Origin of the sequence: Natronomonas salina (assembly GCF_013391105.1) — an archaeon.
Lineage (GTDB): Archaea > Halobacteriota > Halobacteria > Halobacteriales > Haloarculaceae > Natronomonas > Natronomonas salina.
Window position 1 is genome coordinate 1,636,307 of the sequence record NZ_CP058335.1, and the last position, 14,288, is coordinate 1,650,594.

Sequence of the window (14,288 nt, forward strand, 5' to 3'; positions counted from 1 at the left end):
GAGGGGAGCCATTCACTCTGAAAATTAGAAGGAGACTATCTGCAGAGTAATCACGGAATCCAGGAGCTGGCACTTCCCCGACATCATATGCAGTGTCACCAGAGGCTCAGAGTAGGTAAATCCGGTTCTGAGACTTCAACAGAGTTCCGAAAGTCAAGATCTGCGCATAAGTTGTGACGCTAGTTGGGCTACAGAATAGATTCGCCTTCTAGCTAACGAGCTGACGGTGGTAAGAACCCAATCGATATCCGAATCCCTTCAATCGGGTCCATTCTTTATTAGTGATGGTTTACAAGGACTCTTCTCCCAGTTGGGTCGGCCCGAGCCGACCTGAAGTGCCAGCGGCTAGGAGCCGGAGACCGGGCGAAGGTCGGGAGATTATAGGGAAATCCCTTGGCAAACCTCGGGTCGTTCTGGGACAGAGGCGCCGCATCGACTCCGTTTACATCCATCCACAAAGTCATAATAGCCGGACCCGGCAATTTCTGGAAGATTCAAGAATTCCGTATTCGCAGATGGCGGAATGCTTACTAGAACAGCGCCAGTAAACAGAGCAACGAGATGCTTCACGTTGAGGAACGGGAAATGGAGATTGGAGGGGGGACCCCCCGCTTTGGGTGGGTGACCGTCGTCATTTCTCAGAAATACACGTTCGCAGGGATATTGATAGCCATCATCACCACTGCACCGATACTCCCTTTCCTGCTTACTGGAGCCCTTGTCGCCCCAGACTCACTCATGATGCGCGGCGCTGCGGTTAGTTACTTTATCTTAATAATTACAACTGGAATCAGTGCAGGCGGCACCCTTCGCCGCTATCGGTTCTACATTAACTGGGAACGAGCCGCAGCCAAGGACGGGTTCCGCGACCGGCCATTCGATGATCAACCTTCCATGGATGACTACAGCCGGCTTCTTGTGCTGTTTATCGCCGGGTACTCACTGTTCGGTTCACTCATCGTTATAGTATCCGGAGCAGGTGCCGCCATATTTGGGGCTCTCCCAGCCATCTTTCTACCCTTCGGGTTTGTGCTGATTGAGGAAAGGCTTATTAAATCTAATCGGCGGTCCATAGTCCAGAACGGGATTCATTTGGCCGCTATTGGCTATGAAAGGTGGGCTGAACCCACTGTACGCGAACGTTCTGAATTAACTGCGCTCGAGGCCATAGCTGACGCAGTCGTTGCACTCGTTGCACGTCCTGCACCGAGAGCCACCAAATACACGATCGTTCATCGGTAACTACACTGAACAGCGCCAGTATATTCTCTGTATCCGAAGCAGAGAACGAGTCCTATACCAATCGCTGCGGGTTCGATTTGTGACAAATCCGCCGATAGGGGCCCAATTGCTAAACTTCCGCTACCTGATGGGAAGAGGAAGTGTACTGTGATGAACGTGGACAATATCCATGGCCAACTCCGTATTATGGAAAAGACGAACTCTACCCCAGCCTTCACCTTGAGGCCAACAATCCGCTCTCGTGTAGAGCCATTTAATTTCTGTCTGGTCCACTCCTTAAGCCCCATTAACGGGTCTAGCCTGTACTCTCCATGAGATAAACCTACGGAATACACCCTCCTCCGGATAGTCTCAATCACCCTCCTCTGGTAGCAGTATAAGCCTGAGATCGTCTACTTAGATTGCTCATCGGCGGAACTTAGAAACCTGCCCCAGTCGAGACGGCCTCTATGTCCGAGACCTTCAACGATATCGGACGCATCGCCGCATTCAGCGACCACTATCAGGAGGAATATATCGAGGGGTCTCCCCAGGTCCTCGACTCCGAGAAAGATCCCTTTCAAGTCCATCTACTGTTTCGCAAGGTTTTCGCGAGCGCGCGCAGTGATACTCTCTCCCGTCAGTACCGAGAAGCGGCGGAGACCGTACTTCGGGAGTACGAAATAGAAATCGAAGGTCGATGGACGGCTGATGCGGTTGCCCTCTCTGAGGAAGAGTTTCTTGCTGAACTCGAAGCTGCGGGTATCGGGAACCAACATGACCGCTGATGGTCGTCGAGACGATAGAGTACCTCGGTGAACTCGATGATTTCAATCATCGTATCATTGAGTACACCGAAGCCTCGATCGAGGATGGTGATATCGAGACGGTGTTCGACGAGTTGACGTCAATCCATAATGTTGGCCCGAAGAAGGCCACGCTCTTTCTCCGAGATATCGTCTCGGGTTCAAACCTCGAGGAGTACGTGACTAGAGATGAGTACCGCTACGTGTTCCCCGTCGATACCAGGGTGTTCCAGGTCGCTGAGGAACTCGGGTTAGTGAGTACGGAGTCTCCAAAGTGGGAGACCAACAGCGCAGAAATCGTTGAGGCCTGCGGAGATTCTGTCTCACCAATCGAGTTCAATCAAGGTGCGTGGTACATTGGTGCGAATGCCTTCGAAATCGTGATAGAGCAGCTCGACAACCTCAATCTAGAGAAGAGATAGGTCGTTCCCCCTTGACACGAAGTATACCGCTCGATGAATTCAGACCTGTAGAAAGATAGACTCGGCCTCCTCAGCGGGTACCATCCACGAATTCTGCAGCCGTGCAGATAAACAAGCTACATGCGAACGACCGAGTTAGGTCAATTGCGTCATTTATTTCTGTTTCGTTATCACAGAAATCCCCCTGATCATCTGAAACGACCGTCTCTTTCCCCTGCTTTCAGCCCAATCTACAGCTCCAGCAATGACAGTACAATCATCGTCATTAGACACCCGAGAGCGCAAATTACCAAGGAAGCTTGGATTCAAGTCAGCTGGGAAAACTTCGACAATATTCCCTCTTCCAAACAGAGCCTGTTGCCCCTTGTCAAAACGCTTCCATCTGGTGTTGAGTTCTCTTTGTGCCTCTTTTGGGCTACTATTCGCTAATTCTTCAAGAAGCTCTTCTGCATACTCCTCATCAGATATAGAGAGTGCGTGTACATCGAGAAACATAGCGTCATGCCGATCAGGAGCGAGATTACCCTTTCAACGGTGAATGGACCGAGTAAGCGAAAAATATGAGAGCGATAAAGAACCCGCCGGTAAACGTCTTGAGCGATACGATAGACCGGATAATTGGATTCGCGATGTCTGGTCCTCCGACTAGAACAAGTCCGTTGAATGCTTCCGGGATTAGTAGTACATGGGTTAGTCGGCAAGGCCGTCTACAATGACCAAGTCAATATCACCTCTGAGAAGAGCAAGTTAGTCCCTATTAGTCGGACTCAAGTAACCCATGCGTTCGATACCACTCCCGGAGATGCGTGGGACCATTGAATTCTGTTGGTCGATGGATGAGACCACCTTCCTTCGTGCTCTCAGCGAGGTTATCGAACGCCTCTTCGTCGAATGGCTGTGCGCCGACTCTTAGAAGGCCGTTCATGGGTTGATCCCGGCCCTGTTTGCGGTAACTCGGACCTCCATATGTCGGGTGGAAATTGAATCGGTAGTTGAGGTCCTCGACGGTAAACTGGATAACTAAGATGTAGAGCAATACCCGTCGGTCGTACCACAACTCTACAGCCTCGGAACACTGTGGCATCTCGGCGTCCAGCTTCTCAATGATGTCTGGAGCCTCGCTCATTGGTACTTGGGCATCCCACAACCGGTAGAGTGCCCCAAGGAATTCCTTTCCACTATCAGGACAATTCAAGTGTCGGCCAACGTCTATGAACACTCTCGACAGAAGTGGTTTGGTTTCCTCTTTCGTCGTTAAATCCGGTCCATCGATATGATATGTGAAGTCATCAGCATCCTTTCTCCCGGGACGTTCGACTGAAATCGTCCAATCGCCAAAGGTCGCAATATCCAGCTTGCGCTTCCCACTGTCGAGGTGCTTGTAACCTGGAAGAGATTGACGGGCCCACTCCGTCTGAGCCAATTTCCGCCGTTCGCGTGCTCCATCGAATGCAGGTCCCGCAGATTCGACTTCGCTATGACGGGGATGGAATTTGAACAAGAAAAAGTGGCCAGTAGATGTTTTGTATTCCCCCGCTAAACTGATACCAAGCGTATCAAACACTTCGATTACCCTATTGACTGTCTCCGGATCTGTGTCAATTTGGTCCGACAACTCAAGAAGTACGCTGCCGGCAGATAGCGCTCCGGTCGTGAGGTCTAATTCGTTCATCGCGAATTTAGCTTCAGCTTCACAATGACGAGATACAGTCAATGAGGTACCGGTCGGAATCCGCTCAATGCATTCTTGAAGTCTTGAGGTGATAGTGTCAATATCTAGCGGATCGGGGCGAAGGACGACTGAATACAATGGACCCTCAGCGGTATCCGATTGACGTAATCCATCGGGATTCACCATATACTCCTTGTCGACATCTGCCATCAGTCCCGTCCCCGTTGCATACGGGTGGGCGATATTAAAGACGGATTTTGAGTGACGATTATCAGAAGTGAACATCGGGAACTGCAGCGGGCTTTCCGACCAGAACGCCCCGACGCCATCAAGTGGTTCGATAGAGGGGTTCGTCGGGTCTTCAATCAGTCCGATGGCATCGATTCCAGCAAGCCGCCGGCTCATTTGATTGTCGTCAATCCGCTCAGACAAAGGAACGAGAAACCCACAGCCATTCGAGAAGAAGTCGGTGAGGAGGTTTCTGATACTATCTGTCTTCTCCGTCGAAATGTGGGCCAGAACCCCGTCATCGCTCTCGGGGGGATATGGCTCGATTTGTCCATGCGAGAGCGACCATCCAGTCTGCTTGGTGTCAATCAAGCGGTCCTTGATGAGCCAGAATATTTCGCGTCGAACGATAGAGGTATCAGCTTCGTTGTGTGGGTCGAAAGCATACAGCACTGGTTCACCCATAGCCGTCCACGACACCCGGGTTACTGTAAAGGTTCGTACTCCTCCTAGAGTCGAACATTAGAACGATAGGTAAAGGGAGTTTTTAGTCGTGGGTGGTGAGTGGAGTAGTAGTACGCGTCAGAGTGCATTTCGGGAATTGGAAGCCAGCCGTCGAGAGGAGGCAAGGTAAAGCCAGAGCGCTATTTATCGACCAGGCTCTGTGAGTTGGGCCGTTACTCGTCGTCCGTATTCTCGAAGGGTATGTAGGATGACCCATGCTCGACGATCGATATCGGTAAGGAGTCGTCAACAACCTCCCCTGAGACTTGCTTTGTAAAGAGCACTGCTTCGATACGATCGTCAACCCCGCTATCCCGATACGGCTTCTTGAGTAAGTACTCATTGGCGCCGTTTGAGCACAAGTAGACGTATTCGAGCAGCTCACGAATTCCCGATTTGAGATAGCTCTTGTTGTCTGAGTATTTCACCTCCCCAAGGAGAACCTTCTGGAGCGATCCGGTGTCCCGGTCGAGTTTATAGAGGATAATGTCCGGAATCCCCGCCCAGATATTGGAATCCGGGGAAATGTCGAATGCTGTGTCCGCATAAGACGCAGCATGTGCTTCGGCTGCGAACATTCGGGGGAGATACCCTTCCGGCTCGCCGGGAGCGGTCTCAACTTCGGTCTCGACGTCGGACAGGGGGACTGTAAAGTCAAGCGGTCCCTCGGTTCGATTCGTCCGATAGAGTTCGTACCTCGATTCGGTGTCTCGCCATACAGCAATCAAATCGTCGCCGTCGGTGACTGGCTTGAGCCGTGCATCCCCGAGCGCCTCAATAAGCGAGAACATCCAGTAGAGTTCAAAGAGATCACTGCCGGTCTCTGAGTCGGGCCGAATATACGTATCTCTGAGTACTTCCCGTGCTTCTGATTCAGAGAAATCTCGGCTGTCGACAACGCGGTGATAGCGTTCCAGGAGGTGGGCTGCTTCCCGATAGATGGGCTTTCGCGTTCGTTTTACAGACCGGATCTCCCGCAGCGATACCGACCCCGTCATACCGGGTTGTTGCTGCTCTCGCCGGTCGAGTGCGCGCATGACCGGGTTCCGTGCCAGTGTCCGATCGAGGATAGGTTTCAGTGGCTCACCATCGTCGGCTTGTAACCACGGATTCAGCCACTGGAAGTCGTCCGGGTCATCGACTGCGGCCGCGAGTTCATCTTCAAAGACCGACTGCAGAGTGACCAACAGTTCACGAAGGACATGGTTCCCAGTAATCAGCAGCTCATCCTCGTCACGACGGGTCACATACGCGGTCCGATTGACGTACCCCTGCTTCCGATACAGTTCCGTCGTCGCTTGCCAGTCGACAGGACCATCGATACCGCCATGGGAAACCTGCCGTTCAGTGTGAATATCCGCATCCAGCCGGCGGACACGATCCGCTAACGTCCGCATAAATGGGATTACGCGTGGATTGTCTTCGTCGAAGCTGGATTGGTTGAGCCCGCTCAACAGAAAGTGAACCCGAAGTACTTCGTCCAAGTCATCAACGTTGAGCGACGGCTGCGGGGTGGGGCCCCCATCAATCAGCGAACTTGGGCCGGGTATGCTGATCCCCTTTCCGAGGTACGTATGGAAGCTCTCGGCGACATCAGCGACGAGTTCGTTGCGAAACGTTGCCTCAGTATTCGATGGCATGCTTACGCCTGCGTGTTCTGGAGATCGCTACGATTGATTCCCAAGTAGTCTTCCGAGAATGTGATGATCTCCTCGGCCTTGAGCTGAAGATCCGCGTCTGGGTCAAGCAATGCGTCAATCGCATTCTCTTGGGTCTGGCGCGGCAGATCCTCGAGCTGAGGTATGACATACATCTTCGTGGGCCGGGTCAAATCCACATCCTCACCACACAACGTGCGAGCGACTTTCTCAATGACGGCCGGCCCCAACGCGCGGTGGGGCTGCAGTTGTGACCAGTATTGTTGGAGTTGCTCGACCCACTCGTCTGATAATGTACCAGCTAGGTCGTCCGGGGGCATCTGGTGATTGGATGTTGGCTCGGTCTCCGATTCCGTACCGTCCGGACTCGTCTCCCCAGCTGTGCCTTCAGCGTCGGTGTCCTCGCCGGCAGTATCCGCGTCGATCGCGATTTTCCACCGAGTCAGATATTCCTCGATAGCGTCGTTGGTGATGTCTGCTTCGCTCGGTGCCCCAACGTGTATGAAGGCAAACCGACGAATAAATGCGTAACTGAGATCGAACAGCGACATCTTGTCATGGGTATTCATCGTCGCAATAAGTCGCCACGTATCGGGGACGCAATAGCGGTGGGCAGCAATCGACTCACCCGAGACATCCGCCTTGGTGACCAACTCGATCTCCTTGCCATCGTCGGCTTTGAACGACGTAGTGACGCTATCGTCAGCCAGCGCCGAAAACAGCGAGCCGAAGGCTTTGTCGACGTTGGCGCGGTTCAATTCGTCGACGATTAGCCACTCGTTGGTTGGGTTCCCGTCATCGTCTTGGAACCGATCAAGGAAGACACCTGGCGAGAAATTCAGCCCGGATTGGCCTTCAGGCTGATACCCACCAATCGTATCGAACGATGACCAGTCTGCGGTTGCCGTCACCATCGTCACGGATGAATCGGTGAGCTTGGCAGCTACCTGCTTTGCCAGCTCACTCTTCCCGGTTCCAGGCGGCCCAACTAAGACGATATGTTGACCGCCAGTGAGCGCTTGGATCATCTGCCCGATGATCTCTGCAAGGACACCATCCCCTGGGTAATAGAGATCCTCAATCTCGTCTGATGTCGGGGGATTCTCGAATTCGTACTCCGGGACTGCCTCTGAGTATGTGTGACCGGCGTCGACGGAGCCGAGTATTGTTTTTGCGGCGGCTGAACCGAGTTCGCCGATCGTGACGTCTGCTAGGCCGGTCGCTAAGAACGGGTAGCTGTCAGGGCGGGTTATTGAATCGGCGTGCAACAGTTCACCGATAACTTCCTGCATACTGACGGGGTCGTCGAACCGAACGACGTCGACGGGGACGCGCCGATATCGTGTGCCGTTTTGCGTAGTTTCGGTCGCCGCTTCTGATTGGCGTGAATACCCACGGAACTCGTCTTCCACGAGGTGGAAAAATAGCACATTTGCCGATAGCTCCCGTGCCGAAATATCATGTTGGTTGTCTTCCGGAATGAGGATTTGGTTCTCGTGGAAATCTCCAATATCTTGGGTTACGAGATATATTTCGGGAGGATTGTCTTGGTCGAAAACGTCGACAATATCGGTATGGTCCGGCGGGTCTTGGAACTGTGCCCGGACAGTTTTCCCCTCGATGAAATTTCGGCCGTCCTCACTGAGCGAATACCTACCATCTTCAAGTTCTACGTATCCAATTGAGCGGAGATAATGCAGCCGGCGCGTCACCTGCTCCGCTGTGTCCCAGTCAACACCGATATTGTCTGCAAGGTACACATTGAGTTCCTCAGCGCTCGCCTCATGACGGAATAGCTCTTCGAGAATTTCACGAAAGCCGACAGTCTCACTGTCAAGGGTTCCGAAATACGTTTCCGCATCCGCACCTTCAGCAAGCCACTTCCCGCCCTCGGGTCCGGGGCTAAGCCGTTCCCCAGTTTTGGCTAAGATATTGATTCCGACGAGAAACCGAATGACGCGATCGGCTCGAGTGTCACCTTCGAGGGGGAATTCCTCCTCAAGCCAGTCGGCAAGGTCCTCGACGAGTGGCGATTCCAAGTCGACATACCGGAGGATCTTATTAATTGACGCGATTTGGCTATCGACGCCACCCGGAATTCGTTCGACGCTGTTGCGTGGAGACATTGTGAAGCGGTGCTACTCTGTCACCCACGGCCGATCCTCGGACTCCGTTCCCGGCGTGACGACGACAAATTCATACAGGCCATCGTGGTCGTCGGTCCGGCGTGTAATACTGTCGTAATCGGACTGTGCGTCATCGGTAAGACCAGTACAGAGCAGGATAGTCTGCCCATAGTCTCCGTCTCCAGACCTTTTGAAGTGGTCTTGGTACATCATCATCTCGTAAATGTCTTCGGGGCGAGCCTGGCCATGTACGATCTTATAGAGGTTTGTCGGCCCATCCGCTTGATTATGGATGAGATCAATCTCGCCACCATCGATCTCCGTTTCCGCCTGGAGGCTGCCCCCCGCCTTTGCGGATGCTTCTAGGTTGTCAACGAGTCCTTCAATGTCAGTTTGGTCAGATTCGTCCTCATCCTCATCGTCGTCGGTCTCGTCGTCGTCATCCCAGCCGTCATCGTCGTCACCGCCGGATTCATCATCACTATCGGTTGTGTCGTCGCCGTTGTCGTCACCTGTATCGTCATCATCGTCTGTCTCGTTCCCGTCCCCCCCAGTGATATTACCCTCACCGCCCGTGTCGTCGCCACCATCACCTGTACCCGTGTCATCGTCGCCACCGTTCGTGTCACCAGTGTCACCGCCATCGCCACTGCCTGGATCGTCATCATCATCGTCACTACCACTCTCGTATTGCGTTCGTTGTGGCCTCCGAGAGTCGTCATTGAGCCATTTCCGCAACTTCTCCCACAGAGACGATGTCTTATCGATACCTGTCTTCTCGTTATTCGTCGGTACCTCATGCTCTTCGGAGGCAGGTTCGATGCGGATCACCCCATTGAATCGGTTTAGTGTCTGATGTCGGCTGATATCGAACGGCCATTCATTTGTGTCTAACACTCGGCCGTTTGCATATACGTCAACCCCTGCATCGTTCGTCGAAATCCGATAGCGATAGCGGAAGTTATCGCTCCCGTCCGTTGTCACCTTGAAGTTGCGCTCATCGGCGTCGACCGCCTCACCCATTGCCTTGAGATCAATATTCCCATACTCATAGGAGACGTTGTACGTGACCCCGAGTTCGTCAGTAATCGTCGTCGTATCGTAGCCATATTTCGCGTCTTCGGAGATTTCTAAGTCAGCAACCGCGGCTTCGAATTCCTCGAACGAATCGTAGTCGGCCATATCCGAGGGGGCAGACTCGGCTGCGTCTATGAACGCAACGTCGACTGGAGGTACTTTGATCGTATCCTCGGAGGAAACCTCTTCGTCCCCGTCGATATCTCGGTAGGTGATCGTTATCGAGTTGTCCGCTTGTGCACCCAACAGCCGCCGAAATCGAATGCCGAGTACCAGCGCAACGTAGCTGGCCTTCATCTGCATACTCGATGAGCGTCGAGCAACATCGACATCGAAATCCGACCGTGCGGCGGTCAAATGCACGCGAGTCCCGGAAGAATCTATCGAGAGTTCCGAAGCGCCTTCCGCCCAGAGCTCCTCATCCTCCGAGTTGTAGACCGACATCTCATTGCTAATCGGCCCATCAACCCGCTGAATCGGCGCGTCAGAACCAGTTCGGGAGAGCAGATGGAACCCGTTTGTCGAGAAATTCGCTCCTGGAGCCATCCGGAGCGAGTTTTCACACCAGGCAATACTGGCTTTGAGCCCCGCACCCATGTTGTTGAGAATGCCATCAGACGCCTTCTCATTTGCAGTCTGGAATATAATTTCGCGAATCGTATCCCGATCCATTCCTGGACCTTCATCGGCTACAATCGCACGGACGGTGTTCGGACGGCGTTCTAAATCGATCTGGATATTGACGGGTTCTGGATCTCTGAAATACTGCTCGGATTTTACAGTTGCGGAGACCGAGTTATCGATCGGCTCTTGGAGCATCTCCAAGTACTGATCGTGCTGTTTTGCGAGAAAACTCGAGAGTTGCGCTAAATCGGAGGTTTGCTCAATCTTCTCAGGGTCTTGCGTTACCATATATACGAATCCAGGGTTAGTGGTCACCCACTACCCAATGCCATAATAGTATTGCGGAGACCATTTTGTCTGTTATTCTCGTGAGATTCAAACTGGAACGCTACCCCTGGATACTAACTTCTTCGAGTTGTGCGTACTAATTCAGGAATTCTGATGTGATTTGGGTGATGATTCCGTTCCAAGAAACCTTAGAATGACATCCTACTGGTTCGCTGTTAACTCCCTTTGGAGTCGGTTTTATTGTCTCAGTCGGGAGATTCTCATTCTATGTACCCTACCCCACATCAGTGGACAACGGATGATGGCTAGACACAAGTCTTCTACAGTAACCATCTGCCGCCAAGCACTGGATTTGGCTGGTGGACCTCTGTGATGAGGTTCAAGTTCCGATAGAGGGAGAGCACTCCGAACTGGACGATGATGTAACAGCAGACGATATTCCGTGACAGTAGTGTCAGAATCGACCTGTTCACCTGTCTGTGTCCATCGACAACGTATCTATTGCCGGTATGAACGGCTGTCAGATTCGCGTCGGGCGGGATGGGAGTGGCGACATCGACCAAGCTGAACGCCTTTGCAGAGGTCCCCTCCACTACACCATATTCGAACCGGGCTCCTTCAGTGGAAATCTACCTAACCAGGCTGACTCCGTATGTAAGAACTTGGAAGACGTACGTTTCCCACTAGTGGAGCAGTAACGTAGAGGGGGCAGAGTTACCCTGCAATTGTGCCGACCGGCTGTTTTCATTCATCGGTTCCTAAAGCCCACCATATAAAGGGATAATCGGCTCGGTCCTCACCGGTCCCATGAATATACCAGATAATGAGCGTCTTATTGAGCTTCTTTCGTAAAGCAGGGACCTCCGCCCAGTGGTCTGCCTCTGCGATATCGTTGTAATTCACCATCGACAGCACCAGGCGCTCCTTCGGCCGGACTATTTCATCATCCCCCGTCGGCCGCAGTGGGGTCCCTTTTAGTTCAATTCCAGCCTCTTCGAAGTCGGGTTTTGGGAGTTGTTGATCGAGATGCCAAAATACCCTTCCTCGATGACGTTTGCGACCCCATGCTTAGAACGAGCACGTACATCTTGGATGCCGTTAATTTCCTCATCTATATCCCCGAATATCTTTCTGAGCAGCGCCTTAGTCGCCCTCAGAATATCTTGTTCAGACGTGGTAGCTTCATGCAGCAATCCGGACATAGCTAACAGAATTGCCACCGCCCCGTTTGAATTCTTCTCTTGAATCGAGTATGATGAAAGCGTTGGAACTCTAGGGAAACTCTGGGGATGTTGACCAACTGAATCATTTGATGGCTCACACCGTCTATCACTCGAACCAGAACGTAACATATCCCCCATATATTTGATTGGCCACACTGCCTCATCATTCAACCCAATAACTGATTACCCAGAACAGGTATCACGGAAGTATGGATAAGGGAGCCGGGTTTCGTGAAAAAGATTGGCCCAGAGTCATTGAGACATCTGATGTCGATTTTGCGGCTGACTTCTACGACCCACTACTCAGCGAGGCCATCGAGTACAAACGAGGGGTTGGCTATTTCACCACTGGCTGGCTTGAAAGTGCGGCACGCGGCATTGTCGGGCTCGCAGCAAATGCAGGTACAGCTAGATGGATTGCCAGCCCAATTCTGTCTGAAGACGACTGGGAGGCCATTGAAACTGGAGAGGCCGCCCGGTCGGATCCACAGCTGAAAGAAGCGCTGAGGTCGTCGATTGAATCGTTAGCGCACGAATTGGAAACGGACACTCGCAACGCCATAGCATGGATGATTGCGGATGGCCTATTGGAACTCAAATTCGCCATACCAGACGGAAAACTCCACGGGCAGTTCCACGATAAGTTTGGCATTGCTCGTGACAAGGAGGGCAATCGGATTGCTTTTCATGGTTCACAGAATGATAGCCAGAACGCGTTTGAGAATTATGAGGCCTACACTGTCGACTGCGATTGGGTGAGCGATCGAGAGGCCGAGGCAGTCGGTATGCACGAGGCTCGGTTCGATGCACTCTGGAACAACGAGAAGCCGAACGTGACAACGTTCACACTGCCAGAGACGATTGCCAACCAGCTCCAACAATTACGTACCACTGACCAACGGCCGTATCCAAGACCTCCCAGCAAAAAGCCAGAGGATGACGACGAAGACGAGGGGATAACACTCCGAAACTATCAGCAGCAAGCTGTCGATAACTGGGTCGAAAACGGTCGCCACGGGCTCTTCGAGATGGCGACGGGGACAGGAAAGACGTACACGGCAATCGGAGCAATGCGGGACTTACTGGATGAATACAGGGCGCGCGACGACACACTCGTCGTGGTCATCACTGTCCCGATGACACACCTGGCCAAGCAGTGGGCAGATAGTCTGGCTGACTTCGGCTATAACTCACCGAGACTCCTATATGGGTCATACGACACAGAGTGGAAGGGGAAACTGTCGACGCTGCTCGATGACGTAGAATTGGGCTTCAGTGAACAGGAGATAATCATCACAACCCACGCGACAGGCTCTCACGAGTTCTTCCGCGAGCGACTGAAGCAGTTGGACTGCGACGCACTCGTCATCGCGGATGAAGTGCACAACCTCGGGGCTGAACACCAGCGGAAAGGGCTTGTACCGCAATTCGATTATCGACTAGGGTTGTCAGCCACACCGGAGCGATTCTACGACGAAGAGGGGACAGATTTCCTGTTTCGCTACTTCGACGAGACCGTCTTTGAGTTCACTCTCAAAGACGCCATCCCGGAATATCTCACACCCTACGAGTATTATCCGAGGGTCGTCGAGATGGATGAAGAGGAACTCGAACGATACCGGAGTATTTCGCGGAAGATTGCTCGGCTCAGTAACAGCGAGAGTCCTGATATTGAGGAAACCCGCGAACGGTTACTCAACAAGCGTGCGAATATCCTCAAAAGTGCTCGCCGGAAATATGACGAATTAGAGGCGATTCTCGATGAAATAGAGATTGACCACCTGCTCGTGTACACGAACTACGAGCAGATCGACGAAGTTCAAGAGCGAATGGCCGACCGTGGAATTGTCCAACATCGGTTCACCGCAGAAGAGAACGATGAAGAGCGACAACAACTCCTGAATGCGTTTGCGGATGGCAGCTATGAGGCACTTGTTGCTATGAAGTGCCTCGATGAGGGAGTCGACGTACCTTCTACTCGACAGGCAATCCTCATGGCCAACAGTCGGAATCCAAAGGAATTCGTCCAGCGACGGGGGCGCGTCCTTCGGCAGCACCCAGAGAGTGGAAAAGAGAAAGCGATTATTTACGATATGGTCGTTGTCCCAACCACGGATCCGGACGCCGACCTTGTTGCCTCAGAAAAAGGAATCCTGGAGCGTGAGCTCGACAGATTCGAAGAGTTCGCTGCGACCGCTCTCAATGAAGATAGAGCCAGGTTGGCACTACAGGATTTACGCCGCGAATTTGGAGTGTAGTCGGTACGATAGTTCGGTTCGAATATACGATATCGAGACAGAGCCGTTAGTTGATATATTCGGTAATCAGTACTCGGCGATGAATTCAAGTAGGTACCACGATAGTACCTTTACATCACTCATGGATGCGGATGAAGTCAACCGAATCATCACAGATGAAGTTGGAAATATACCAGATGCG

The 14,288-nt window shown here is 52.5% G+C and carries 11 protein-coding genes; 4 read left to right on the plus strand and 7 right to left on the minus strand.

What is annotated here, in order from left to right:
• The first annotated feature begins 561 nt into the window (after positions 1–561).
• The 3 genes from HWV07_RS08660 to HWV07_RS08670 all read left to right on the plus strand — a co-directional run bounded on the left by HWV07_RS08660 (position 562) and on the right by HWV07_RS08670 (position 2,449).
• Positions 562–1,242 carry a hypothetical protein gene (locus HWV07_RS08660; protein ID WP_178333915.1) on the plus strand — a complete coding sequence of 227 codons (681 nt, stop codon included), beginning with the start codon at positions 562–564 and terminating at the stop codon, positions 1,240–1,242.
• 449 nt (positions 1,243–1,691) lie between these two features.
• Complete coding sequence (locus tag HWV07_RS08665) at positions 1,692–2,009, plus strand: hypothetical protein (protein WP_178333916.1); 318 nt, start codon at positions 1,692–1,694, stop codon at positions 2,007–2,009.
• Complete coding sequence (locus HWV07_RS08670) at positions 2,009–2,449, plus strand: hypothetical protein (RefSeq protein WP_178333917.1); 441 nt, start codon at positions 2,009–2,011, stop codon at positions 2,447–2,449. Before HWV07_RS08665 ends, HWV07_RS08670 begins: the two co-directional genes overlap by 1 nt.
• A 153-nt stretch (positions 2,450–2,602) precedes the next feature.
• Here the strand turns inward: HWV07_RS08670 and HWV07_RS08675 are convergent, their stop codons facing one another.
• The 7 genes from HWV07_RS08675 to HWV07_RS08705 all read right to left on the minus strand — a co-directional run bounded on the left by HWV07_RS08675 (position 2,603) and on the right by HWV07_RS08705 (position 11,828).
• On the minus strand, positions 2,603–2,944 hold the full coding sequence (locus HWV07_RS08675; RefSeq protein ID WP_178333918.1) for a DUF8169 family protein: 342 nt from the start codon (positions 2,942–2,944) through the stop codon (positions 2,603–2,605).
• Positions 2,945–3,206: 262 nt separating this feature from the next.
• Positions 3,207–4,814: a hypothetical protein gene (locus HWV07_RS08680; RefSeq protein WP_178333919.1), complete on the minus strand. Its 1,608-nt coding sequence runs from the start codon at positions 4,812–4,814 to the stop codon at positions 3,207–3,209.
• Between the two features lie 212 nt (positions 4,815–5,026).
• Positions 5,027–6,493 (minus strand): hypothetical protein, encoded by a 1,467-nt coding sequence (locus HWV07_RS08685; protein ID WP_178333920.1) that lies wholly within the window; start codon positions 6,491–6,493, stop codon positions 5,027–5,029.
• Between the two features lie 2 nt (positions 6,494–6,495).
• Complete coding sequence (locus tag HWV07_RS08690) at positions 6,496–8,637, minus strand: AAA family ATPase (protein ID WP_178333921.1); 2,142 nt, start codon at positions 8,635–8,637, stop codon at positions 6,496–6,498.
• Positions 8,638–8,649: 12 nt separating this feature from the next.
• Positions 8,650–10,626, minus strand: a complete 1,977-nt coding sequence (locus tag HWV07_RS08695; protein WP_178333922.1) for an ATP-binding protein — start codon at positions 10,624–10,626, stop codon at positions 8,650–8,652.
• A gap of 744 nt (positions 10,627–11,370) precedes the next feature.
• Positions 11,371–11,610, minus strand: a complete 240-nt coding sequence (locus tag HWV07_RS20100; RefSeq protein ID WP_178336029.1) for a MutH/Sau3AI family endonuclease — start codon at positions 11,608–11,610, stop codon at positions 11,371–11,373.
• The gene (locus tag HWV07_RS08705) at positions 11,601–11,828 is read right to left on the minus strand and encodes a PDDEXK family nuclease (RefSeq protein ID WP_178333923.1); all 228 of its coding nucleotides are present in this window, start codon (positions 11,826–11,828) and stop codon (positions 11,601–11,603) included. The genes HWV07_RS20100 and HWV07_RS08705 overlap by 10 nt, the downstream gene beginning before the upstream one ends.
• A 230-nt stretch (positions 11,829–12,058) precedes the next feature.
• Between HWV07_RS08705 and HWV07_RS08710 the strand changes: the two genes are divergently transcribed.
• The gene (locus HWV07_RS08710; protein WP_178333924.1) at positions 12,059–14,107 is read left to right on the plus strand and encodes a DEAD/DEAH box helicase family protein; all 2,049 of its coding nucleotides are present in this window, start codon (positions 12,059–12,061) and stop codon (positions 14,105–14,107) included.
• Positions 14,108–14,288 lie beyond the last annotated feature (181 nt).

Bases quoted from the DNA above. Each gene is read 5' to 3' on its own strand.
- HWV07_RS08660 (WP_178333915.1), top strand. From the start codon at position 562: ATGCTTCACGTTGAGGAACGGGAAATGGAGATTGGAGGGGGGACCCCC.
- HWV07_RS08665 (WP_178333916.1), top strand. From the start codon at position 1,692: ATGTCCGAGACCTTCAACGATATCGGACGCATCGCCGCATTCAGCGAC.
- HWV07_RS08670 (WP_178333917.1), top strand. From the start codon at position 2,009: ATGGTCGTCGAGACGATAGAGTACCTCGGTGAACTCGATGATTTCAAT.
- HWV07_RS08675 (WP_178333918.1), bottom strand. From the start codon at position 2,944: ATGTTTCTCGATGTACACGCACTCTCTATATCTGATGAGGAGTATGCA.
- HWV07_RS08680 (WP_178333919.1), bottom strand. From the start codon at position 4,814: ATGGGTGAACCAGTGCTGTATGCTTTCGACCCACACAACGAAGCTGAT.
- HWV07_RS08685 (WP_178333920.1), bottom strand. From the start codon at position 6,493: ATGCCATCGAATACTGAGGCAACGTTTCGCAACGAACTCGTCGCTGAT.
- HWV07_RS08690 (WP_178333921.1), bottom strand. From the start codon at position 8,637: ATGTCTCCACGCAACAGCGTCGAACGAATTCCGGGTGGCGTCGATAGC.
- HWV07_RS08695 (WP_178333922.1), bottom strand. From the start codon at position 10,626: ATGGTAACGCAAGACCCTGAGAAGATTGAGCAAACCTCCGATTTAGCG.
- HWV07_RS08705 (WP_178333923.1), bottom strand. From the start codon at position 11,828: ATGTCCGGATTGCTGCATGAAGCTACCACGTCTGAACAAGATATTCTG.
- HWV07_RS08710 (WP_178333924.1), top strand. From the start codon at position 12,059: ATGGATAAGGGAGCCGGGTTTCGTGAAAAAGATTGGCCCAGAGTCATT.